15 protein-coding genes are annotated in these 23,662 nt (G+C 64.7%); 9 read left to right on the forward strand and 6 right to left on the reverse strand.

Annotated features, from left to right (window positions below; all coding sequences use genetic code 11):
* Positions 1–139: 139 nt before the first annotated feature.
* The 3 genes from E4O92_RS02310 to E4O92_RS02320 form a co-directional block, all read right to left on the reverse strand.
* Positions 140–1,954, reverse strand: coding sequence for a DUF885 domain-containing protein (locus E4O92_RS02310; protein WP_135188137.1), 1,815 nt, complete (start codon positions 1,952–1,954; stop codon positions 140–142).
* 15 nt (positions 1,955–1,969) lie between these two features.
* The gene (locus E4O92_RS02315) at positions 1,970–3,103 is read right to left on the reverse strand and encodes a branched-chain amino acid ABC transporter substrate-binding protein (protein WP_135188138.1); all 1,134 of its coding nucleotides are present in this window, start codon (positions 3,101–3,103) and stop codon (positions 1,970–1,972) included.
* Positions 3,104–3,167: 64 nt separating this feature from the next.
* Positions 3,168–3,653: an Lrp/AsnC family transcriptional regulator gene (locus tag E4O92_RS02320; protein ID WP_135188139.1), complete on the reverse strand. Its 486-nt coding sequence runs from the start codon at positions 3,651–3,653 to the stop codon at positions 3,168–3,170.
* Between the two features lie 148 nt (positions 3,654–3,801).
* Here E4O92_RS02320 and E4O92_RS02325 point away from each other — a divergent pair, with 148 nt between their 5' ends.
* From E4O92_RS02325 to E4O92_RS02335, 3 genes are all read left to right on the forward strand, one after another.
* Positions 3,802–5,826, forward strand: a complete 2,025-nt coding sequence (locus E4O92_RS02325) for an aminotransferase class V-fold PLP-dependent enzyme (RefSeq protein ID WP_135188140.1) — start codon at positions 3,802–3,804, stop codon at positions 5,824–5,826.
* A gap of 181 nt (positions 5,827–6,007) precedes the next feature.
* Positions 6,008–10,792, forward strand: a complete 4,785-nt coding sequence (locus tag E4O92_RS02330) for a glucoamylase family protein (RefSeq protein ID WP_135188141.1) — start codon at positions 6,008–6,010, stop codon at positions 10,790–10,792.
* A 107-nt stretch (positions 10,793–10,899) separates the two neighbouring features.
* Complete coding sequence (locus E4O92_RS02335) at positions 10,900–12,597, forward strand: CehA/McbA family metallohydrolase (protein WP_167759673.1); 1,698 nt, start codon at positions 10,900–10,902, stop codon at positions 12,595–12,597.
* 109 nt (positions 12,598–12,706) lie between these two features.
* Here the strand turns inward: E4O92_RS02335 and E4O92_RS02340 are convergent, their stop codons facing one another.
* On the reverse strand, positions 12,707–13,264 hold the full coding sequence (locus E4O92_RS02340) for an invasion associated locus B family protein (RefSeq protein ID WP_135188142.1): 558 nt from the start codon (positions 13,262–13,264) through the stop codon (positions 12,707–12,709).
* Positions 13,265–13,286: 22 nt separating this feature from the next.
* Complete coding sequence (locus E4O92_RS02345) at positions 13,287–13,862, reverse strand: TMEM165/GDT1 family protein (protein ID WP_135188143.1); 576 nt, start codon at positions 13,860–13,862, stop codon at positions 13,287–13,289.
* A 194-nt stretch (positions 13,863–14,056) separates the two neighbouring features.
* On the opposite strand from E4O92_RS02345, the gene E4O92_RS02350 reads away from it, so the two are divergent.
* Positions 14,057–15,679, forward strand: coding sequence for a serine hydrolase (locus tag E4O92_RS02350; RefSeq protein ID WP_135188144.1), 1,623 nt, complete (start codon positions 14,057–14,059; stop codon positions 15,677–15,679).
* A 185-nt stretch (positions 15,680–15,864) separates the two neighbouring features.
* On the opposite strand, the gene E4O92_RS02355 is transcribed toward E4O92_RS02350, so the two are convergent.
* Positions 15,865–16,653: a class I SAM-dependent methyltransferase gene (locus tag E4O92_RS02355; RefSeq protein ID WP_135188145.1), complete on the reverse strand. Its 789-nt coding sequence runs from the start codon at positions 16,651–16,653 to the stop codon at positions 15,865–15,867.
* Between the two features lie 327 nt (positions 16,654–16,980).
* On the opposite strand from E4O92_RS02355, the gene E4O92_RS02360 reads away from it, so the two are divergent.
* The 5 genes from E4O92_RS02360 (at position 16,981) to E4O92_RS02380 (ending at position 23,649) form a co-directional block, all read left to right on the forward strand.
* On the forward strand, positions 16,981–18,618 hold the full coding sequence (locus E4O92_RS02360) for a TldD/PmbA family protein (RefSeq protein WP_135188146.1): 1,638 nt from the start codon (positions 16,981–16,983) through the stop codon (positions 18,616–18,618).
* Positions 18,619–18,635: 17 nt separating this feature from the next.
* Entirely contained in the window at positions 18,636–19,973 is a 1,338-nt protein-coding gene (locus E4O92_RS02365; protein ID WP_135188147.1) for a TldD/PmbA family protein, read from the forward strand.
* A gap of 69 nt (positions 19,974–20,042) precedes the next feature.
* Entirely contained in the window at positions 20,043–21,680 is a 1,638-nt protein-coding gene (locus E4O92_RS02370) for a TldD/PmbA family protein (protein ID WP_135188148.1), read from the forward strand.
* 10 nt (positions 21,681–21,690) lie between these two features.
* Complete coding sequence (locus E4O92_RS02375; RefSeq protein ID WP_135188149.1) at positions 21,691–23,028, forward strand: TldD/PmbA family protein; 1,338 nt, start codon at positions 21,691–21,693, stop codon at positions 23,026–23,028.
* On the forward strand, positions 23,029–23,649 hold the full coding sequence (locus E4O92_RS02380) for a DUF4159 domain-containing protein (protein ID WP_135188150.1): 621 nt from the start codon (positions 23,029–23,031) through the stop codon (positions 23,647–23,649). It abuts the gene before it with no gap.
* Positions 23,650–23,662: the final 13 nt, after the last annotated feature.

Genomic DNA, 23,662 nt, shown 5'->3' on the forward strand with positions numbered 1-23,662 from the left:
GGGTGCGCACCTGTGCGCACGCGGTCACCGCATGCTGACTTGCGGCTGCTGCTTCACTACGCAGCCTTCGCGAACCGCGTGCGCACAGGTGCGCACCCTACGATGCGCATCTGCAGTCACCGCCGGCCCGCACACACGCTTACTTGTTCGCCGCGATCCAGCGATCGACTTTGGCTGCCAGAAGCGACAGCGGCAGCGTGCCTTCTCCCAGCACGATCTCATGGAACTTCGGCAGGCTGAACTTGTTCCCCAACGCGCTCTCCGCGCGGTGCCGCAGTTCCTGGATCTTCAGCGACCCAATCTTGTAGCCCAGCGCCTGCCCCGGCCACGCCATGTAGCGTTCGGTTTCGCTTTTCGCCAGCGACTCTGGATAGCCCAGCGTCTCGCGCATGTACTGGATCGACTGCTCGCGCGTCCAGCCCTTGGCGTGCATGCCGGTGTCGACCACCAGCCGCACGGCACGCAGCATCTCGTCGTTCAGGTGGCCAAAATAATCCTCGGGCTTGTCGAACAGGCCCATCTCCTTGCCCAGCGTCTCGGCATACAGCGCCCAGCCTTCAGTAAAGGCGTTGTTGCCGCCGAACTTGCGGAAGTTCGGCAGGTTCAGCTCCTGCATCAGCGCGATGTGGAAGTGGTGGCCCGGCTGCCCTTCATGCAGGAACAGCGTGACCATGCCGGTGCTGCCGTATTCCTTCGGATCGTTCACCACCGACCAGAACACGCCCGGCCGCGTGCCGTCAGTTGCCGGCGCGGTGTAGTGGTCAGACGCCGTAGCGCGCGACAGTTCAGGCTCCAGGCGCAGGTCGAGCGGCGTCTTGGGGCGCAGCGAGAACAGCTGCGGCAGCTTCTGCTTGAGCTTTTCGTCCAGCTTGCGGTAGACGTCGATGACTTCCTTGTCGGTCTTGAACGGCTTGTACTTGGGCTGCTGCAGCACCCACGTCGGCAGCCCGGCGGCCGGGCCGTTGTAGCCCATTTTTGGGCCGATGCGCGCGTACTCACCCTGGATGCGCGCCACTTCCTTCAGGCCGATCTGGTGGATCTGCTCCGGTTTCAGGTCCGTGGTGGTTTGTTCCGCCACGCGCGCGAGGTACCAGTCCATCCCATTGGGCAGCGCGGAGAGGCCAGTGCTGGTGCGGCAGGCCGGCAGGTATTCCTTTTCGATGAAGGTCACCAGCCGCTGCAGCGCAGGATTCAGCCCGGTTTCGATCGCGCGCCGGTATCCATCGGTCAGTACCTGCTTGTCGGCGTTGCCGAACTTGGCCGGCATGTCCTTGATCGGCGTGTAGAAGATGCTGTCCTGCGCCTTGGCGGCCACCAGCTTGCGGTATTGCGGCAGCGCCGACAGCATGATCGCCTTCGGCTGCACCACGCCGCGTTTCATCCCTTCGCGCATGTTGGCGATCGCCTGGTCGATCCACGGGCCGAGCTGCGTAATGCGGTTCAGGTAGGCCTTGTAGTCGCGCACCGTGGTCAAAGGCTGCGCGCCCTGGCCACTCGAGTAGTTGGCCAGCGTGACCGGCATGCTGTCCATCTGGTTCAGCGGCAGCAGGTGCTCGGGGAAGGGTTCCAGGCGCAGGGCAATCGCGAGTTCCCACGCGAGGATGTCGTAGCTGGTCTGGTCGCGCTGATTGAGCTTGTCGCGGCTGATCGCGTGCAGGCGCTTTTGGAAGTCGTGGTATTTCGCGAACTGCTTGGCGCGCACGCTTGGCGAGATCGACATGCCGATCTGGTCGGCGAAGCGGTTGTCGCCGTTTTCGCTGGCGTTGACAGGGTTGAAGCGCGCCAGCGCATCATAGTATTCGTCGGCCAGCGCATTGAGGCGCTTGCCTTGCTCGCTTGCGGGCGCAGCGGTGGCGGTTGCCGGCGCCGGTACCGCGATGTCGGCAGCGCCGGCGGGGGCGCAGGCGATCATCACTGCCGCGGCAATCAGGCCACGCGTGAACGAAGGTTTCATCGTGTGCTCCTTGAATCAGTAGCTGGCCAGCGGCACAAGCGCGCCGTTCTTGAAGGTGTAGACCGTGACCGAGGTCTTTTTCAGGTTGCCCGCCGCGTCGTACGAGTAGGTGCCGACCACGCCTTCATGCGTGGCTGTATGCAGCACCTTGTTCACCGCCTGCGCGTCAGACGAGTTGGCGGTCTTGATCGCCTGGCCGATGAACATGGTCTGGTCGTAGAACGACGGCGCGTACACGTCCGGTTCGCGCTTGAAGCGCTGCTTGTACTTGGCCTGGAATGCCGGGCCATCGGTCTGTTTGGCGAGGATCGCGCCAGCCTGCGCACAGCGCACGTTTTCGCCCACGGCGTCGCCGCCAAGCTTGGCCATCTCCGGGCTGCACAAGGTGTCGCCGCCGAGCAGCGGCACGTTCAGGCCCAGCTGCTTCATCTGGCGCGCCATGGGCGCTGCCTGCGGGGCGTAACCGCCGAAGAAGATCGCGTCCACCTTGCGCGCCTTGAGCGCGGTGAGGATGGCGGCGAAGTCGGTCGCTTTGTCGGTAGTGAACTCATGGCCGGCCACGTTCATGCCCGCGGCCTTGGCCTGGCGCTTGAATTCGGCCGCAATGCCCTGGCCGAACGCGGTGCGGTCGTCGATCACGCCGACGTTCTTGAGCTTGAGTTCCTTGGCGGCGTAGGACGCCACCGAGCCGCCGACCTGGCTGTCGCTGGCGACGATGCGAAACACCGTGGGGTAGCCGTTCTGGGTGATCTTGGGATTGGTGCCGACGGTCGACATCAGGATGCCGTTGTCGCTGTAGACGCGCGAAGCGGGAATCGCCACGCCCGAGTTGTACGGCCCGATCACGAACTTGACGCCGGCGTCGGCGAATTTCTGCGCCACGGTCACGCCCTGCTTGGGGTCGCCCTGGTCGTCTTCCGAAACCAGCTCGAAGCGCAGCGGCTTGCCGCCGGCCTTGATCTTCTGCGCGTTGAGGTCTTCGATCGCCAGGCGCACGCCGTTCTCGTTGTCTTTGCCGGCAAAAGCGTTGGCGCCGGACAGCGGTCCGGACACCCCGATCTTCACTACGGTTTCGTCGGCGGCGAGCGCGTTCGAGGCGAACAGCAGCGCGGCCAGCGCCAGTGGCGTGGCGTTGATTGTCGATGGCATACCCTTGTCTCCTTGTTTTCGAACGGGCGCCATCATCGCACGATTCGTGTGCGAATGGTTGGGTTCAGGCGGTCAGGCCGTGCGACAGCAGTTCGAGCGGGAGCGCGGTGCTGCACTTGATCTGCTCCATCGAGAACGCGGACGACACGCCCGTCAGGCGCGCGGTCTTGATCAGCTTTTTGTAGAAGCGGTCGTAGCCTTCGATGTCGGTGGTGACCACCTTGAGCAGGTAGTCGACGTCGCCGCTCATCCGGTGGAACTCGAGCACCTCGGGCAGCGCCATCACGGACGAGGCGAAGCGCTCCAGCCATTTTTCGTCGTGCTCGCTGGTGCGCACCGAGACGAAGACGGTGACCGGCAGGCCGACCTTGTTGCGGTTGACGATGCTGACCCGGCTTTCGATGTACCCCTCTTCTTCCAGCCGCTTGACGCGTTTCCAGCATGGCGTGCTGGACAGGCCGACTTTTTCGCTCAGGGCCGAAATCGAGAGTGTCGCGTCGGCCTGGAGGGCCGCCAAAATCGCGCAATCAAACTTGTCAAGTGAGTTCATTTCTCGTTTTCTTGGTTATGAGAATGCACATCCTCGTTTTTCTCGAACTAGCAGGAAATTTAGCACATCTTCTTCTGCTTGGCTCCGTAACATATTGCTTAACAATAACACGTTTCCACTCGATTCTTAGATTTTTGGTAATTTTTTCATGAACACGGACATTTATCTAGACGCCAACGCCACCTCGGACGTTTTGCCAGCCGCCGCCGATGCCGCGCTGGACGCAATGCGGGCGAGCTTCGGCAACCCGAGCAGCAGCCACGCCACCGGCCTGCGGGCCAAGGCGATGCTGGAGGCGACGCGTGCGCGGGCGCGTCGGGTACTTGGCGCTGGCGACGGCCGGCTGATGTTCACCAGCGGCGCCACCGAGGGCATCCAGACCGCGGTGCTGTCGGCGCTGTGCGCGGCGCGCGCGCGCAAGGCCGCGGGCGAGCCGTGCGGCGACCTGCTGCTGTATGGCGCGACCGAGCACAAGGCCGTGCCCGAAGCGCTGGCGCACTGGAACCGGCTGCTGGGCACCGGCTTCACCCTGCAGGCGCTGCCCGTCGACGGCGACGGCCGCCACCGGCTCGACGTGCTGCGCGAGCTCGCGCCGCGCGCGGTGTTCGTGTGCACCATGGCGGCCAACAACGAGACCGGCGTGATTTCCGACCTTGAAGGGATCGCGCGCGTGCTGCGCGAGACCGGAAGCGGCGCGCTGTGGATGGTCGACTGCGTGCAGGCACTCGGCAAGCTGCCGCTCAATCTTGACGCCACCCGCATCGACTACGCGCCATTCTCCGGCCACAAGCTGCATGCCCCGAAGGGCATCGGCATGCTGTATGTGCGCACCGGCGCGCCGTACACGCCGCTGATCTGCGGCGGCGGGCAGGAGTCCGGGCAGCGCTCGGGCACCGAGAACATGGCCGGCATCGCCGCGCTGGGCGCTGTGCTGCAGGCGCTGGAAGAGGGCGGCACCTTCCGCAGCCATGCCGAGCTGCTGGGATTGCGCGAGCGGCTGGCGCAGGCGCTGCGCGAGACTTTCCCCGGCATCGTCTTTAACGCGCCGTTCGCGCATGCGCTGCCAACCACCATTAACTTCTCCGTGCCGCGGCTGTCGAGCAAGGACCTGCTCGATCTGTTCGATGCCGCCGGCGTGCGCGTCTCCGCGGGCTCGGCCTGCTCGGCGTCCAAAGCGGCGCCCAGCTACGTGCTCGAGGCGATGGGCCTGCCTGCCACCCGCAGCGCGGCCGCAGTGCGCCTGTCGTTCGGACCGCTGGTGAACGATGCGTTCATCGAAGCTTCCTGCGAGCGCATCCTTGCATGCGGCAAGGCGCTGCGCGCGCCGCAGCTGGCGCCGGGCGAAGACGGGATCGGCCTGCTGCAGCTGGGCTTTGAGGACAGTTGCGGCTGGCTGGTATTCGACGAGGCCAGCAGCACCTGCGTGGCCATCGACCCGCCGATTGCGCTGGTCGACCGGGTCGCGGCGCTGGTGCGGCGCGAAGGCTACCGCATGGCGGCGGTCCTCGCCAGCGACGCCGGCGCGCAAGACGCATGTGCTGCGTGGGCCACCGAATTCGGTTGTCTTGGGGAGGACTGGTTCGCCGGCGAACAGCAAGTGGTGCTGGCGGACGGCAGCACGGCGCCGGCGCTCTCTTTCGGCAGCCATGTGCTCGCGCGGGTGCCCTCCAGCGACGGCCGCCATGCGGCCTACCTGCTGGGCACCGCAACCGGTCGTGAACTGCATGCGTCCGCGGTGCGCTTCGCGTTCGGCCCGGCGGCGGTGAGGGAGATTCGCGCACTGGTTGGCCCGGCCACCGTGCTGTGCGCCGCGGTCCTGGGCGACGCCGTGCCATGCACGACCTTCGCTCCGGCGGTGCCGGAGGGCGACATGCACCTTGACGGGCAGGCCTTGTCCGCCTTCCTTGCTGCCCATCCGGACGCATTGCTGCTCGATGTGCGCGAGGCGCCCGAGCATGCGGCAGGCGAGCCGAGGTTATGGAACAAGGGGGCGGTGAACGTGCCGCTCTCGCAACTGGCCGGCAGGCTGCCGTACTGGCTGCGCGGCGAGCCGCGCCCGCTGGTGTTCTTCTGCCGTAGCGGCAACCGCAGCGCCAAAGCGGCGCAGTGCCTGCGCCAGGCCGGTTATGCGCAGGCGTGGCATCTGGCGGGCGGCCTGGCACTGGCCGCCTGACCCCGTGCGCCGGCCGTGCGCCGGCGCTTCTATCGTGGCTGTGTTCGCTAGCGCACAGTCACGTCTTCGATACCCTCTTAGCATGGCTGCAGCCGTGCGCGCTCGAAATTCCTTCCTGGCCCGACCCATCGCCGACGTGCGAATCCGAGGTGGGCAGCGCACGCCATGATTGAGGAATCTGTTGAAAGTCGAACGAAGCACGCAGCGCCCGAGGCACGGCCTCAATCACCCCAGGTTAAGTAGAGTTGCGGACGCGGCGCCGCTGCGCGCGGAACTGCTTGGCGTCGACCAGATGGCGGTCCATGGCCGCCAGTTAGCAAAGCAGCACAAAGCTGGCGCGCAAGGCGGCCCCGATCGCATGCTGGCCCGACTGGCCGACAATGCCGCTGTGGTCGCGCGCGCCACTACGCGCCTGACCCATTCGGCCAACGCCGGCGGCCGCCTGACGCCTGCGGACGAATGCCTGCTCGATAACATCCACCTGATCGAAGAGCAGGTCCGCACCGCGCCTCGCTCTTTGCCGAAGGCTTACAGCCGCCGGCTGCCGCGCCTTGCCGATCCGGCTGGCATGCCGCGCGTGTATCAGTTGGCGCTGGAGGTGATCGCACATGGCGATGGCCGCTTCGAGCGAGAAGGCCTGGTGCGCTTGATCGAGGCCTACCAGGAGGTTGCGCCGCTCACGCTCGGCGAGCTGCGGGCAATCCCGATCATGCTGCGCCTGGTGCTGATCGAAAACCTGCGCCGTCTGTCGGCGCGCCTGGAAGATGGCTGCGCGCAGCGTGACCTGGCCAGCGCCTGGGCCGGCCGGATGGCCGCCGTCGCGGAGAGCCGCCCCGGGGACCTGATCCTGGAGGTGGCCGACATGGAGCGCGCCGTGCAGCCGATGGGATCAAGCTTCATCGCTGAACTGGCGCACCGGCTGCAGGGCCAGTCCGGCGTGCTGCCGCAAGCGCTGGAGTGGGTTGCCATGCGCCTGAAGGACGCGGGCAGCACAATCGAACAGCAGGTGCAGGCCGACATGGCGGCCCAAGACGCGGACCTTGCATCGATCAGCAACAGCGTCAAGAGCTTGCGCCTGCTCGGCGCCACCGACTGGCGCCAATTTGTCGAGACCATGAGCGCGGTCGAGCAAACCCTGCGGCTGGACCCGGCCGGCACGTACGCTCGCATGGATTTCTCTACCCGCGACCATTACCGGCACGTTGTCGAGCGCCTGGCGCGCCAGTGCGGCCATACCGAGCCGGAGGTCGCAGCCGAAGCGCTGGCGCTCGCCGGCGAGCCCCGGTCGCCGACCGAAGGAGGCCTTGACCTGCGCCTGCGCCACATCGGCTATTACCTGATCGGGCCCGGTTTGCCACTGCTCGGGCGGCGGCTCCAGCCGCGCAGCAGGGCGCTCGCGCGCCTGCGCCGCGTCGCACCGCTGCCGGCCTACCTTGGCGCCATTGGCCTCTTCACCGTTTTGCTCAGCGCCGCCGTCGTGGCCATCGCGCAGCACGGAGGGGCAGAGGGCGGCCTGCTGGTGCTGCTGGCAGTGCTGGCCGCCATCTGCTCCAGCCAGCTTGCGCTGGCGCTGGTGAACGCCATCGTCACCCGGCTGGTGACGCCAAAGCCGCTGCCGCGCATGGATTTCAGCTGCGGCATTCCGGCTGACTGCCAAAGCATCGTGGTAGTGCCGTCGCTTCTTGCAAGCAGTGACAACGTGGCCGCGCTGTGCGAGGCGCTGGAAGTGCACTACCTCGCCAACCGCGAGCGCGGCGGAGCCCGCCGCAACCTGCGCTTTTGCCTGCTCACCGACCTGGCCGATGCGCCGCAGCAGGAGATGTTCGGCGATGCTGAACTGGTGGAGCAGGCGCGTGTCGCGATCGAGCTGCTCAACGCCCGGTACGGCCACGCGCACCAGATCGACGCACAAAATGAAGAGGGCGAACCCGGACAGGTCATGGTGCGCTTCGAACCGTTCCTGCTGCTGCACCGGCCGCGTACGTGGAACGAAAGCGAGCAGGCCTGGATTGGCCGCGAGCGCAAGCAGGGCCAGCTGGCCGACTTCAACCTTTTTCTACGCGGTGGTGCGCGCGACCGGTTCGCGGTTGTTGTCGGCGGCACCGAAGGCCTTGCCAACGTCCGCTACGTGATCACGCTCGATGCCGACACCCGGCTGCCGCGCGACGCAGCGCGCAAGTTTGTGGCCGCGATGGCGCATCCGCTCAACCAGCCGGTGCTCGATCCCGCGTCCGGCCGGGTCATCGAAGGCTACGGCATTCTGCAGCCGCGCGTCTTGTCGCAGCAAGTATCCGAAAACGCGTCGCGCTACGAGCGCCTGTTTTGCGCAGAACCGGGCGTGTCGGATTTGTACCAGGACCTGTTTGGGGAAGGGACCTTCGCCGGCAAGGGAATCTACGAGGTCGACACTTTCGAGCGCGTGCTCGACCAGCGCCTGCCGGACAACGTGCTGTCAACCGACCAGCTGGCAGGGGGCTACGTGCGCGCCGGCCTGCTCAGCGACGACCAGTTATACGAGCCTTGCCCGGCAAGCTACGGCGACGACGCGAGCCGCCGTTGCCGCTGGATCCGCGGCGACTGGCAGTTGGCGCCCTGGCTGCGTTCGAAGGTGCCTGCGGCGGGCGGAGGGCGCGAACCGAATCCGCTGTCGCCGTTCGCGCGCTGGAAGCTGTTCGACAACCTGCGCCGCAGCCTGGTGGCGCCCAGCCTTACCGCACTGCTGCTGTGCTGCTGGGCGCTGCTGACCGGACCGGCGTTGTGGAGCGCGGCGGTGCTGGTTGTGTTCTTCCTGCCCGCCTTCGCGGGCGCCTTGGTCCGCCTGCTTGATAAGCCGGAGAACGTGTCGTGGCGCGCGCATCTGGCGGACTCGATGCCGCGCGCTCGCATCGCCTTTTGCCGCGCGGTGCTGGGCATGATCTTTCTGCCGCATGAGGCGTGGTATAGCGTCGATGCCATCGCGCGCACAGCCTGGCGAATGCTGGTCTCGCGCCGTCACCTGCTGCAGTGGAAGGCATCGGTTCGGACACGCTCGTCCAACGAAATGGAGCGTAACTGGTGCGACATGTGGTTTTCACCGGTGCTGGCGGTGGGCACGGCCACACTGCTAAGCTTTGCCAATCCGCTCGCGCTGTTCGCCGCGGCGCCGCTCCTGCTGCTGTGGTTTCTGGCGCCAGTGGTCGCGTGGTGGATCAGCCGGCCGGCCCCGCGGCAGGCGCCGCGTCTGTCCACGGACCAGAAGAAGTTCCTGCACCTGCTGGCGCGCCGGACCTGGAGCTTTTTCGAAACCCACCTTGGCCCCGCGGACAACTGGCTCCCGCCGGACCAGATGCAGGAGCAGCCAACTGCCGTTGTCGTGCACCGCACCTCGCCCACCAATATCGGCATGGCGCTGCTGGCCAACCTGACCGCTTGGGATTTTGGATTCATCGCCACCTCGACCCTGCTCGCACGCAGCCGCGCAACGCTGTCGACGATGGCAGGGCTCGCGCGTTACCGCGGCCACTTCTATAACTGGTACGACACGCAAACGCTTGAGCCGCTGCAGCCGCTGTACATTTCTTCGGCCGACAGCGGCAACCTGGCCGCGCACTTGCTGACGCTCGCGAGCGGTCTGGCGCAACTGGCTGATCAGCCGATCGCGGGGGCCCGGTCGCTCGCAGGCATCTGCGCCACTGTGCAGGTGCTGGTCGAGGCCTGCGCCGGGGAAGAGGATCTGCGCGAGGCGCTGGCCGCGCTCGCGCACCAGCTTTCTCCCGAGCGCTGCAGCAATCTGGATACGCTGCCCGGACAAGCCGACTGTCTCCAGGCCGCGTGCATCAAGGCCGAGGCGATAGTCGCGACGCTGACACCAAGCGCGGACCCCGAGATCCGCGGCTGGGCTGGCAAGCTGGCCGCCCAATGCCAGGCAGCGCGAGACGAGCTGTTCGCACTCGCGCCGTGGATGCACGTCGCGCAGGAATACGTGCTCGATGCGAGCCTGACGCGCATCCCGACCCTGCGCGAACTGGCCGGTTTCAGTTTCGGCCACATGCCTTCCGGTGACCCGGCGCCTGAGCAGGTGGAGCGCCACCAGGCGCTGGCAAAGCTGGTGGCAGAGGGCCGCGCCGAGGCGCGTGCACGGCTATCCGAGATCGAGAAACTCGCGGGGCAGGCACGCGCGTTCGCGGTCATGGACTTTGGTTTGCTGTACGACGCAGGCACCCGTCTGCTGGCGACCGGCTATGACGTGGGCGAACACCGATTGGATGCTGCCAGCTGCGACCTGCTCGCGTCCGAAACGCGGCTGGCCAGCTTCGTCGCCATCGCGCAGGGGCAGCTCCCGCAGGAACACTGGTTCGCGCTTGGGCGCCAGATGTGCTCCATCAAAGGCGAGCAGATGCTGCTGTCGCGCAGCGGCTCGATGTCCGAGTACCTGATGCCGGTGCTGGTGATGCCGACGTACCGCAACACGCTGCTCGACCAGGCCTGCCGCGGAATCGTCGGTGCGCAGATCGATTACGGGAGCAGGAACGAAGTCCCATGGGGCATATCGGAGTCCTGCTACAACGCGATCGACGCCTCGTCCAATTACCAGTACCGGGAGTTTGGCGTACCCGGCGCACGATTGAAGCGCGAACAGGGCGATGACCTGGTGATCGCGCCGTATGCCACCATGCTGGCGCTGATGGTTGAGCCGGAACAGGCCTGCGCCAACCTGCAGCGCTTGGCGCAGTTGGACTTGATGTGCCGCTACGGCTTTTATGATGCGGTCGACTACACCGCGGATCGCCTGGGGCACGGGCAGGATTTTGCTGTCGTGCGCGCGTTCATGACGCGCCATCAGGGCATGGGCTTGCTGGCGCTGTCGCACCTGCTGCACGACCGGCCGATGCAGCGGCGTTTCGTAGCCGACCCGCAGTTTCAGGCCACCTTGCTGCTATTGCAGGAGCCGCAGTCCGACGCGGTGTCAAAAATGTTTCCCCAATGAATTTATTTTTCACTAAATTAATTATTTATTAATTTTCCGCAAGGCTAGAAGCTTGGCGAGGCTCGGCGGGTCAAAGTGGCAATTGATGCAATTGCAAGAATTGCATCATGGATACCTTACCTCGCCCCTACCACCGCCTCGCCTGCCTGGCCGCCTCCTGCTGCATTGCCTCCGCCATTGCCGCACCGCTTGAGCACCGCGAGTTCGAAGCCACCCTTTACGCGCCCTACACGGCTACTGCCGGCACCGGCGCAATGTCGCCCGAAGCGCGCACCTTCACCCTCGATTTCGAATACCCGGGCCTGCAGCGGCCGCAAACGGTCGACTGGCACCTGGAGCTGCTGGCGCCGTCCGGCAGCGTGGTCGAGCGCTGGCAGGGATCGGTCACGCTGAGTGGCGATCCGGTCAGCGTGCCGGTGGACTGGTCCGGCCGCAGCGCCGGATCGCCCGGCATCTACCGCGTGCGCATGCGTGCCGTGAGCCGCGATGCCGGCCCGCCTCCGACGACAAGCGAGGTGGAAGAGGTCGAGCAGTCGTGGGAGATTTCAGTCGGCGCGCCTGCCGCCCCGAACCTGCCGCACTTTGCGCCGATGCCGGTCGGCCGTGACCAGCGTGCCGATGTGGGGACGTCGCAAATAGCGCCGGCGCCGGCATCGCTGCCATACACGGTCTACTTCGGCAACCTGCACAGCCAGACCAACCACAGCGACGGCGGCGGTGACCTGGCCAGTTGCAAGGGCGCGCAGGACCCGCAGACCGGCAAGTTCGGCCCCGACGCGGCCTACGCCTATGCGCGCGAAAAGGGACTCGACATGCTGTTCACGTCCGAGCACAACCACATGTACGACGGTTCGGACGGCACCAATCCCAACGCCGACGTGGGCGCCGCCAAGGCCCGCTACCAGTCGGGTCTCGCGACGGCAGCCAGCTTTACAAAGGCTCACCACGGCTTTTTGGCGATCTACGGCCTGGAGTGGGGGGTGATCAACAACGGCGGCCACCTGAACATCTTCAACAGCCCCGAGCTGCTCGGCTGGGAAAAGAACGCCAAGGGCGAGCTCGTGGCCGACACGCTCACGCCGCGCAGCGACTACGCCGCGCTGTACACCTTGATGAGGAAGCGCGGCTGGATCGGCCAGTTCAACCATCCGGCGATCACCGGCCAATTCATCGTGAACGGCGTCCCGCTTGCTTACACCCGTGACGGCGACCAGGTGATGGCCCTGTGCGAAGTGTTGAACAGCACCGCGTTTTCGAACAACGACAGCGAAACCGAGACCCGGCGCAGCAACTTCGAAATGGCCTGTAACAAGCTGCTGGAAGCGGGATACCATGTCGCATTCTCCAGCGACCAGGACAATCACTGCGCCAACTGGGGCGCCTCCTACACCAACCGCACGGCGGTGCTGATCCCCGCGCACAAGCCGCTCACGCAGGCCAGCTTCCTGCAGGCGGTGAAGGCGCGCCGCGTGTTTGCGACAATGGACAAGAACTCGCAGCTGGTGCTGACCGCGAACAGCCACATCATGGGCGAACGCTTCGTCAATAAGGGACCGCTGACGCTCACCGTGCATTTCGCCAGCAGCACCGGCAAGAGCGTGGCCTCGGTGGCGGTGATGGAGGGCGTACCGGGACGGGGTGGCAGCGTGAGCCAGTTGTCGGCGACCGGCGTTACCACCATCACACCCGCGCCGGGCGAGCATTTTTATTACGCCAAGGTGACGCAGAACGACGGGAACATCCTGTGGTCGGCGCCGGTGTGGGTGAGGCAGGCCGCGGGGCCGAAGCCGGCCAGGAAACGGTAAATTCACCCCGTCGTTCCCGCGGAGGCCGGAACCCATGCTGAGCGTCATTTCACGCGGCCTATGGGCCCCCGCCTTCGCGGGGGCGACGGTGGTTATGCTGCTAACCGCGTTATTTTGCGACGCGTTCGAATACGAGCGTATCGATCATGCGCCATTCGCGCGGCGCGGCGTGCACCTCGTACGTCATGCGCCAGCTGTTATCGGACAGCTTTGCGAATACAAACCGCTCCTCGCGCAGGGGATCGCTCGAGATCGTGCGCGAGAACGTGATCGTGCCGTCGTTCCAGCCGTCGCTGTCAAAACTACGTGCGCTGCCACCGTTGTCGTTGACGGTCATGACCAGCTTGCGCGTCGTACTGTCAAAGCCCCACATGCCCAGCGCCTTGTAGCTGTTCGGTGCCCGGTCCGTGTGGCGGTATTCAAGCCACTGTCCATCGAGTTCGAGGCGAAAGCTAACATCCGCTTCGATCGGCCGGCCAGACGCGAACTGTCCCTTGCCCGCCCAGTCTCCGCTGAAAAAAGCTGCCATATCGGCCGGCACGCGCGGCGGCGGTTCAAACTTGCGCTGCTGCTGCCCCGGTGCCGGAGCGGTAGCCGGTTGCGCGAAGGAGGGCGCCGCCGCGCAGGCAATCAGCGTGGCGGTGATCAGGGAAATCGCTTGTCTCATTTTGTTTTTGTTGAAAAGTGAATCAGAAGCCGAGGCCCGCGCCCACACCGAGCAGCGTCGCGATGCCGAGCACCGCAAAAATCAGCGCCGCCAGGCCGTGCACCAGCTTGATCGGCACTTTGTTGGCGATGCGGCCGCCAAAGTACACCGCCGGCACGTTCGCCAGCAGCATGCCGAAGGTGGTGCCCGCCACCACCGCCACGACGGACGAATAACGCGCTGCCAGCGCCACCGTCGCAACCTGGGTCTTGTCGCCCATCTCGGCCAGGAAGAACGCAATCACCGTGGTGAGGAATACACCGAACCTGGCCATCTTGGTTTCCTCCTCATCGATTTCGTCAGGCACCATGATCCAGGCAGCCATCGCGATGAAGGACAGGCCGAGCACCCAGCGCATCACCTCCGGTCCCAGCAAATGGCTGACCAGCGCGCCGACCGCGGCGGCGAAGGCATGATTGAACAGGGTCGCGACCAGGATGCCGCACACGATAGGCAGCGGACGGCGGAAGCGTGCCGCAAGCAGGAAGGCCAGTAATTGGGTCTTGTCGCCGATCTCGGCAAGCGCCACGATACCGGTGGAGACGAGGAAGGCATCCATGGGGAAGTGAGGCAGGTGAAAAGGGCGGATCATAGCAGACCCACGCGTGTTTGGCGTCGTGCCTTTCGCATGCATACGTGGCTTGGCGCCGGGCTTTTTGCTTTTGCAGCCCAACCGAAAGTGCTATTCTCGCCGCAGCCCTCACGGCCAGTCTGGGTAAGACCGATGGCTATAACAGAAAGGACAACGAAAGAATGCACTCCATGAACCGCATCGCAGCAGCAATCCTGATCGCTTTCTCCACCGCTGGCGCCTTTGCGCAGCCGGCGGCGGTTCCGGCATCCGCGCCGGCCGTCGCACCAGCGTACGACCTCGAGGCCGACGTCACGCGCGTGATGAAGGCCTTCGACGTGCCCGGCATCGCGATTGCCGTGGTAAAGGATGGACAAGTGCTCGAGGCGCGCGGTTTTGGTGTGCGCAAGCTGGGCGCGCCGGACAAGGTGGATGGCAAGACGCTGTTCGAGATCGCGTCCAACTCCAAGGCATTCACCGCAGCCGCACTGGCGATGCTGGTCGACGAAGGCAAGCTGGCGTGGGACGACCCGGTGACCAAGCACCTGCCGGACTTCCAGATGTACGACGCCTACGTCACCCACGAGATGACGGTACGCGACCTGCTCACGCACCGCAGCGGCCTTGGGCTGGGCGCGGGCGACCTGCTGTGGTGGCCGAGCACCGGGTTCACTACCGACGAGATCATCCACAAGCTGCGCTACATTCGCCCGGCCACGAGCTTTCGCAGCAGTTACGCATACGATAACCTGCTCTACATCGTGGCCGGCAAAATCATCGCATCCAAGTCCGGCAAGAGCTGGGGCGAGACGGTGCGCGAGCGCATCCTGCAGCCGCTTGGCATGACGACCACCACCACCAGCCTGGCGGAAAACGCGGGTAATCCGGACGTATCGAGCCCGCACAGCAAAATCAACGGCAAGATCTCGGTCGTCAAGCCGATGCCGGTGCCGAACGCGGTGGGCGCGGTCGGCATCAACACCAACGCCGAGGACATCGCGCGCTGGATGAACGTGCTGCTCGCGGGTGGCAAGATCGGCGTCGATGCCAACGGCAAGGAAGCGCGCCTGTTCAGCGCCAAGCAGTCGCGCGAGTTGTGGAGCGCCCAGACGCCGATGAAGATCATGGAACCCAAGCCGACGATGGCCGCGACCAAGCCGAACTTCAGCGCCTACGGCCTGGGGTTCCAGCTGCGCGACTACCAGGGCAAGCTGCTGGCGATGCACGGCGGTGCGCTGCAGGGCTTCTATTCGCGTGTGCTGCTGGTGCCGGAAGCGAAGCTGGGCATTGCGATCTTTACCAATGCCGAAAGCGGCGGTGCGCTCTCCGCGCTGCAGTATCGCCTGCTCGACCAGTATCTGGGCGCGGGGTCGACCGATTGGATCAAGATCGTCGCCGACGTCGAGAAAGAGGCGCACGAGAAGGAGCAGGCGCGCCTGAAGAAGGCTGACACGACGCGCGCCGCCAAGTCGCAGCCGTCGCTGCCGCTTGCACAGTACGACGGCGATTACGAGGATCAGTGGTACGGCACCGCGACCATCAAGCACGTGGGCGGCAAGCAGGTGATGAGTTTTTCACGCACGCCAGACCTGACCGGGGAGCTGGAGCACTTCCAGCACGATACCTTCATCGTGCGCTGGAAGGAGCGCAACTTCAACGCCGACGCATACGTGACCTTCGCGTTGAACCCGGACGGTTCGATCGAGCGTATGAAGATGAAGGCCGTCTCCACCGAGACCGACTTCTCGTATGACTTCCACGATCTGAGTTTTGTGCCCGTGAAGAAGGCGGCAGAGGCGAACTAAGCATTCGTAGGGTGCGCACCTGTGCGCACGCGGTTCGCGAACGCAGCGTGGTAGAGCAGCAGCCGCAAGTCCGCATGCGATGACCGCGTGCGCACAGGTGCGCACCCTACGCCTCTGCGCTGAAGTTAGCACGTCGTTCCCGGGCTCGGCGCCGAGCCCGGGGACGACGGTATTCGCTCAAATGATCAAGGCTTGACGAACTTGAGCGTCATGCGATCGCTCTCGCCGATCGCGAGGTACTTGGCGCGGTCCTCGTCGCGGTTGGCCAGCGTGGGCGGCAGCGCCCATACGCCTTGCTTGTGGTTCGCGGTGTCCTTCGGGTTGGCGTTGATCTCCGATTTGGCCGCGAGCTTGAAGCCTGCGCTTTCGGCCATCTTGATCACATACGATTCGTGCACGTAACCGCTCGATGCCTTGGCGTCCTGGGGCATCGACTCCGGCAGGCGATGGTCGGTCACGCCCAGCACGCCGCCCGGCTTGAGACTGTCGTAAATCTTCTTGAACGCCGTCTTCACGTTGTCGTCGCCAAGCTCCACCCAGTTGTGCACGTTGCGGAAGGTGAGCACCATGTCCACGCTGCCCGGCTGCGCAAACTCGTAGCGTGACGGCGGATCGAAGACGGCCACCGACACCTTGTCGTACACCGCCGGGTTGGACTCGAGCTTCTTCTTGAACATCATGCCGTAGCGGTTCTCGACCGGCTGGCCGGCCCCAATCAGTTTGCCGTGCTCGCGCAGGTAGGGTGCCAGGATCTCCGTGTACCAGCCGCCTTCCGGCACCAGTTCCACTACCGTCATGTTCGGCTTGATGCCGAAGAAGGTCAGCGTTTCGTACGGATGACGGTACACGTCACGCGCAGCGTTGGCGGCCGCGCGGTGGCTGCCGGCGATCGCCGCCTTTAGTGCGTCATCGGCATGGGCAGCGGTGCCGCCAAGGCTGGTGGCCAGAAGGGCGGCCAGGATCAGTCGTTTCATGGGTCGCTTTCTCACTTGTTGAATGGATGGCGGCAGGGATAGGTGCGGGCCGCGTGCCGATCATCGGCGACTGTTGGTGTTGTCGTCAAGTTAACCGACGCGAGTAGCCAAATCGGGGCATGCCGATTCCTCGCACATGCCTGTTGTGAAAACGCGCGGCATACATATCCGATTCAACAAAGATTACCTATTCAAAATCTTTCGTTGCTGCTATCTTTTCCAACTTGACGCATCCGTCAAAAAAATTGTCCTGTATTTACAAATACATATAAGCCGACCCGGCCTTACGCGCCGCAGTTCGACGCAGGTTGATTTCAGGAGACATCTATGGAACGCCGTACCTTTCTCAACATCAGCGGCCTGGCCTTCGGGTCGATGCTGGTTCCCGTATTCGGCCGCGCAATCGCCGCCGAAGAACTGCTCACTACCATGTCGGCCAGCGCCAAAAAAGTGCTGGCCGACGTCGCATTGAACGCCGCCACCAAGGCCGGCGCCAGCTACTGTGACGTGCGCATCGGCCGCTACCTGAACCAGTACGTGATGACGCGCGACCTGCACGTCGAGAACGTGGTCAACACCGAATCGGCCGGCATCGGCGTGCGCGTGATCGCAAGTGGCGCCTACGGCTTTGCCGCGACGTCCGATATGACGCCGGACGGCATCGCAGCCGCCGCGCGCCAGGCGGTGGCGATCGCCAAGGCCAACGCCAAGCTGCAGACCGAGCCGGTGCGGCTGGCGCCGGTCAAGGGTGTGGGTGAGGTATCGTGGGCCACGCCGTTCAAGAAGGATTGGCGCACCGTGCCGATCAAGGAGAAGGCCGACCTGCTGCTGGCGGCGAACAAGGCCGGCATGGACGGCGGCGCGAGCTTCATGCAGTCGATGCTGTTCCAGGTGAACCAGCAGAAGTACTTCGCCTCGACCGACGGTTCCTACATCGACCAGGACTTCCACCGTCTGTGGGCGCCGTTTACCGCAACCGCGGTGGACAAGGCGACCGGCAAGTTCCGCTCGCGCAACGCGCTGGGCGCGCCAGTCGGCATGGGCTATGAATACCTGGATGCGCGCCCCGAGCACAAGATCAAGGCCGCCGGCGGCGTCGCCACCCTGTACACCAAGTCCTACGACATCATCGAGGACGCGCGCGCGGCGGGCCGCGACGCCAAGGCCAAGCTCACCGCCAAGTCGGTCGAGCCGGGCAAATACGACCTGATGCTCTCGCCCGAGCACCTGTACCTGACCATCCACGAATCGGTGGGCCACCCGACCGAGCTCGATCGCGTGCTCGGCTACGAAGCTAACTACGCGGGCACCAGCTTCGCCACCCTCGACAAGTGGCAGAGCAAGAAATTCAAGTACGGTTCGCCGAACGTGAACATCGTGGCCGACAAGACCACTCCTGGTTCGCTCGGCTGCGTCGGCTACGACGACGAAGGCGTGCAGGGCAAGCGCTGGGACATCATCAAGGACGGCATCCTGGTCAACTACCAGGCCACGCGCGACCAGGCGCACATCATCGGCGAGAAGGAATCGCACGGCTGCTCGTACGCCGACAGCTGGAGCAGCGTGCAGTTCCAGCGCATGCCGAACGTGTCGCTGCAGGCCGGCGAAAAATCGCTCACGCCGGACGAGATGGTCAAGGGGATCAAGAAGGGCATCTACATCGTGGGGGACGGTTCGTTCTCGATCGACCAGCAGCGCTACAACTTCCAGTTCGGCGGCCAGCTCTTCTACGAAATCAAGGACGGCAAGATCGGCCAGATGCTGGAAGACGTGGCCTACCAGTCGAACACCCAGGAGTTCTGGAACGCCTGCGCCGCAGTGTGCGACAAGCGCGACTGGCGCATGAGCGGCTCGTTCTTCGACGGTAAGGGGCAGCCGCCGCAGATTTCCATCGTTTCGCACGGTTCTTCCACCGCGCGCTTCAATGGCATCAACGTGATCAACACCGCTCGCAAGATCGGCTAAGGCAGGGGAACAGCTAGATGAGTATCTTGAACCAGGAACAAACCAAACGCATCACCGATCGCGTGCTCTCCCTGTCCAAGGCCGACGAGTGCGTCGTCACCATTAACGGCGGCCGCCACGGCAATATCCGCTTCGCCCGCAACGCGGTGTCGACCGCCGGCCTGACCGACGACACGTCGATCGCGGTGACGGTCGCCTTTGGCAAACGCCAGGGCACGGCCACCATCAACGAATTCGACGACAAGTCGCTGGAAAAGGTCGTGCGCCGTGCCGAGGACCTGGCGCGGCTGGCGCCGGAAAACCCCGAGTTCATGCCGGCCGTGGGCAAGCAGGAATACAAGACGTCGCAGACCTTCCTGCAGCGCACCGCCGACATCGATCCGGAGTACCGCGCCCAGGTCGCGGCTTACAGCATCGAGGCGTGCCGCAAGAACCACCTGGTGGCGGCGGGCTTCCTCACCGACAGCACCTCGTTCGAGACGGTCGCCAATTCGAACGGCGTGTTCGGGCACCAGCAACAGACCTCGCTCGACTACACCTGCACCGTTCGCACCGAGGACGGCCGGGGTTCGGGCTGGGTCAAGCGCTCGGCGCGCGACGCGGCCAAGTTCGACGCGCGCGAAGCGGCCGAAGTGGCGATCGAAAAGGCCCTGCGCTCGGTCGAGGCCAAGGCGCTCGAGCCGGGCCGCTACACGGTGATCCTGGAACCGGCCGCCGCCAACGACCTGCTGGGCTTTATGTTTTCGGGCTTCGACGCGCGCCGCGCCGACGAGGGCCGCAGCTTCCTGTCCAAGAAGGGCGGCGCCAACCGTCTGGGCGATAAGCTGTTCGACGAGCAGGTCAGCATCTGGTCCGACCCGTGGGACAAGGACGTGCCGGTCCTCCCGTGGGACAGGGCCGACATGCTGGCGCGCGAGCGCGTCGACCTGGTCAAGGATGGACGCATCAATGCGCTCGACTACTCGCTGTTCTGGGCCAAGCAGAAGGGCGTGCGCCCGACGGCTCGCGGCGGCAACATCATCATGGCCGGCACCGACAAGTCGACCGCAGAACTGATCGCCAACACCAAGAAGGGCGTGCTGGTGACGCGAACCTGGTACATCCGCATGGTCGATCCGCAGTCGGTGCTGCTCACGGGCCTGACGCGTGACGGCACCTTCTACATCGAGAACGGCAAAATCAAGCACCCGATCAAGAACTTCCGCTTCAATGAGAGCCCGGTCACGATGCTCAACAATATCGAGGAGATCGGCAAGCCGGTGGTGATCGGCGGCGACGAGTCGCGCTTCTCGATGATGATCCCGTCGATGAAGGTTCGCGACTTTAATTTCACGTCGCTGTCGGACGCGGTGTAATCCCGTATGCGCGCCGTGCCGTGCGAACGAACGGCGCGCTGCGGGAAGCGGTAAATAATCGGAGAATCAATGGAACGTCGTACCTTCCTTAAAATCGGCGCGGGCACGGCCGGCGCCATGCTGGTGCCGGTGTTCGGCAACGCCATCGCAGCCGACGAGCTGCTCAATCCCATGGCGGTCAGCTTCAAGAAGTCGCTCGCCGACGTCGCCCTGAACGCCGCCACCAAGGCCGGCGCCAGCTACTGCGACGTGCGCATCGGGCGCTACCTGAACCAGTTCATCAACACGCGCGACCTGAACGTCGAAAACATCTCCAACACCGAGTCGAGCGGCGTGGGCGTGCGCGTGATCGCGAACGGCGCCTACGGCTTTGCCGCGACCAATTCGATGACGCCCGACGCCGTGGCCAATGCCGCGCGCCAGGCGGTGGCGATCGCCAAGGCCAACGCGCGCCTGCAGACCGAGCCGCTGCAGCTGGCGCCGGTGAAGGGTGTGGGCGAAGTGTCGTGGGCCACGCCGTTCAAGAAGGACTGGCGCACCGTGCCCATCAAGGACAAGGCCGAGATGCTCATCGCCGCCAACAAGGCGGGCCTGGAGGCCGGCGCGAGCTACATGACCGCGAACCTGTTCCAGGTAAACCAGCAGAAGTACTTTGCCTCGACCGATGGATCGTACATCGACCAGGACATCCACCGCCTGTGGGCGCCGCTGACCGCCACCGCGGTCGACAAGGCCACCGGCAAATTCCGCTCGCGCGCCGGCCTGGCTTCGCCGGTCGGCATGGGCTACGAATACTTCGACGCGCGGCCGGAGCACAAGATCAAGGCAGCCGGCGGCGTGGCCACGCTGTACACCAAATCCTACGACATCATCGAGGAGGCGCGCGACTCGGGCCGCCAGGCGCGCGAAAAGCTCACCGCCAAGTCGGTCGAGCCGGGCCGCTACGACCTGGTGCTCGCGCCCGAGAACCTGTTCCTGACCATCCACGAATCGGTCGGCCACCCGACGGAGCTGGACCGCGTGCTTGGCTACGAAGCCAACTATGCGGGCACCAGCTTCTGCACGCTGGACAAGTGGCAGACCAAGAAATTCAACTTCGGCTCCAAGCTGGTCAACGTCACGGGCGACAAAACCACGCCGGGTTCGCTGGGCGCGGTCGGCTACGACGACGAGGGCGTGCCGGCCAAGCGCTGGGACATCATCAAGGACGGCATCCTGGTCAACTACCAGGCCACGCGCGACCAGGCCCACATCATCGGCGAGAAGGAATCGCACGGCTGCTCGTACGCCGACAGCTGGAGCAGCGTGCAGTTCCAGCGCATGCCGAACGTGTCGCTGGCGGCGGGCAAGGCGCGCCTCACGCCGGACGAGATGATCAAGGACGTCAAGAAGGGCATCTACATCCTCGGCCGCGGCTCGTACTCGATCGACCAGCAGCGCTACAACTTCCAGTTCGGCGGCCAGCTGTACTTCGAGATCAAGAACGGCAAGATCACCGGGCCGCTGGAAGATGTGGCTTACCAGTCGAACACGCAGGACTTCTGGAACGCTTGCAGCGCGATCTGCGACGAGCGCGACTGGCGCATGGGCGGCTCGTTCTTCGACGGGAAGGGCCAGCCGAGCCAGGTCAGCGCGGTATCGCACGGCTCGTCGACAACGCGTTTTAACGGCATCAACGTGATTAACACTGCACGCAAGATCGGTTAAGGGAGGCACGATGAAACAGCTCGACCAGGAACAAGCAAAGCGCATCTGCGATCGCGTGATCGGCTTTTCGAAAGCCGACGAGTGCAGCGTGCAGATCGAAGGCAAGCGCACCGGTAACATCCGTTTTGCGCGTAACGGCGTATCCACCTCGGGCCTGACCGAGAACATGGAACTGGCGGTGACGGTCGCTTTCGGCAAGCGCCAGGGCATCGCCACCATCAACGAATTCGACGACAAGTCGCTCGAGCGCGCGGTGCGCCGCGCCGAGGAGACAGCGCGCCTGGCACCGGAAAACCCGGAGTTCGTGCCGGCCGCGGGCAAGCAGGAATTCAAGGCGTCGCAGACCTTCGTGGCCGCGACCGCAGCGATCGATCCGGGGTACCGGGCCGAGGTGGCGGCGCATGCGATCACGGCTTGCCGCAAGAAGAACCTGGTTGCGGCCGGCTTTTTCACCGACGTGACGGGGTTCGAGACGGTCGCCAACTCGAACGGCGTGTTCGGCCACCAGGAATTCACCAATCTCGACTACACCTGCACCGTTCGCACCGAGGACGGACGCGGCTCCGGCTGGGTGACCCGCACGGCTGTCAATTCGCGCCAGTTCGATCCGCGCGAGGCGTCGGAAGTGGCGATCGAAAAGGCGCTGCGTTCGGTGGATGCGCGCGCGCTCGAACCGGGCCGCTATACCGTGATCCTGGAACCGGCCGCCACGTCCGAGATCCTCGGTAACATGTTCGGCTCGTTCGGCGCGCGCCAGGCCGACGAGGGGCGCAGCTTCCTGTCCAAAAAGGGCGGCGGCAACCGCCTGGGCGAAAAGATGTTCGACGAACGGATCAACGTCTGGTCCGACCCGTGGGATCCGGACGTGCCGGTGACGCCGTGGGACGGCGACAGGATGCTGGCGCGCGAACGCGCCGACCTGATCAAGAACGGCAAGGTCGCCTCGCTCAACTATTCGCGCTTCTGGGCGCAGAAGAACGGCGTGCGCGCGGTCGGCAACCCGGGCAACATGATCATGGGCGGCGGCACCCAGTCGCTGGAGGAGCTGATTGCCTCGACCAAGAAGGGCGTGGTGGTCACCCGCACCTGGTACATCCGCATGGTCGATCCGCAGTCGCTGCTGATCACGGGCCTGACCCGCGACGGGACCTTCTACGTCGAGAACGGCAAGATCAAGTACCCGATCAAGAACTTCCGCTTCAACGAGAGCCCGGTCACGATGCTCAACAACGTGGAAGAACTGGGCAAGCCGGTCGTGGTCGCCCCGGACGAAATGTCGTTCAAGATGGTGATTCCGCCGATGCGCCTGCGCGACTTTAACTTTACCTCGCTGTCCGACGCGGTGTAGATGGCGGCTTACGATTTCTACTTCACTCGCCTGATGTACGAGTCGGGCGACTGGGACGTGGATATCCGCATGCCCAGCAACGTGCTCAATTCGCTGGTCGAGTACACCACGTTGCGGGTGGATCCGGCAGAACGGATGATCAACCTGTCGGATCCAAAAATGCTTGAGGCGCCGTTCTGCTACCTGGCCGGCCACAAGCTGGTGCAGTTTACGCCCGCCGAGCGCAGGAACTTCGAGCGCTACGTGCGCGGCGGCGGTTTTGTGTTCGTGGATGACTGCAACCACGACATCGACGGATTGTTCGCCAAATCGTTCGAAGCCGAGATGGCGCGCATCTTCGGGCCGAAGGCGTTACAGAAAATCGCCAACACCCATCCGCTGTATTCGTGCTTCTTCCATTTCGATGGGCCGCCGAATACCGCGGTGGAGCTCAACGGCTGGGGCGACGACCTGGTGCACGAGTACCTGAAGGCGATCGAGGTGAAAGGGCGCATCCGCGTGCTGTACTCGAACAAGGACTACGGCTGCGAGTGGGACTACGACTTTCGCAACAAGCGCTGGCTGGCGATCGACAATACCCGCTTTGCGGTCAATATCATTCAATATGCGTTGGGAGCATGAGCAGTGTCGGAGC

Origin of the sequence: Massilia horti (assembly GCF_004614195.1) — a bacterium.
GTDB lineage: Bacteria > Pseudomonadota > Gammaproteobacteria > Burkholderiales > Burkholderiaceae_D > Telluria > Telluria horti.

Excerpts from the sequence above, each read along its gene's own strand:
- E4O92_RS02335 (WP_167759673.1), top strand. The coding sequence starts at position 10,900 with ATGGATACCTTACCTCGCCCCTACCACCGCCTCGCCTGCCTGGCCGCC.
- E4O92_RS02360 (WP_135188146.1), top strand. The coding sequence starts at position 16,981 with ATGGAACGCCGTACCTTTCTCAACATCAGCGGCCTGGCCTTCGGGTCG.
- E4O92_RS02325 (WP_135188140.1), top strand. The coding sequence starts at position 3,802 with ATGAACACGGACATTTATCTAGACGCCAACGCCACCTCGGACGTTTTG.
- E4O92_RS02370 (WP_135188148.1), top strand. The coding sequence starts at position 20,043 with ATGGAACGTCGTACCTTCCTTAAAATCGGCGCGGGCACGGCCGGCGCC.
- E4O92_RS02375 (WP_135188149.1), top strand. The coding sequence starts at position 21,691 with ATGAAACAGCTCGACCAGGAACAAGCAAAGCGCATCTGCGATCGCGTG.
- E4O92_RS02310 (WP_135188137.1), bottom strand. The coding sequence starts at position 1,954 with ATGAAACCTTCGTTCACGCGTGGCCTGATTGCCGCGGCAGTGATGATC.
- E4O92_RS02315 (WP_135188138.1), bottom strand. The coding sequence starts at position 3,103 with ATGCCATCGACAATCAACGCCACGCCACTGGCGCTGGCCGCGCTGCTG.
- E4O92_RS02320 (WP_135188139.1), bottom strand. The coding sequence starts at position 3,653 with ATGAACTCACTTGACAAGTTTGATTGCGCGATTTTGGCGGCCCTCCAG.
- E4O92_RS02345 (WP_135188143.1), bottom strand. The coding sequence starts at position 13,862 with ATGGATGCCTTCCTCGTCTCCACCGGTATCGTGGCGCTTGCCGAGATC.
- E4O92_RS02350 (WP_135188144.1), top strand. The coding sequence starts at position 14,057 with ATGCACTCCATGAACCGCATCGCAGCAGCAATCCTGATCGCTTTCTCC.
- E4O92_RS02380 (WP_135188150.1), top strand. The coding sequence starts at position 23,029 with ATGGCGGCTTACGATTTCTACTTCACTCGCCTGATGTACGAGTCGGGC.
- E4O92_RS02365 (WP_135188147.1), top strand. The coding sequence starts at position 18,636 with ATGAGTATCTTGAACCAGGAACAAACCAAACGCATCACCGATCGCGTG.
- E4O92_RS02340 (WP_135188142.1), bottom strand. The coding sequence starts at position 13,264 with ATGAGACAAGCGATTTCCCTGATCACCGCCACGCTGATTGCCTGCGCG.
- E4O92_RS02355 (WP_135188145.1), bottom strand. The coding sequence starts at position 16,653 with ATGAAACGACTGATCCTGGCCGCCCTTCTGGCCACCAGCCTTGGCGGC.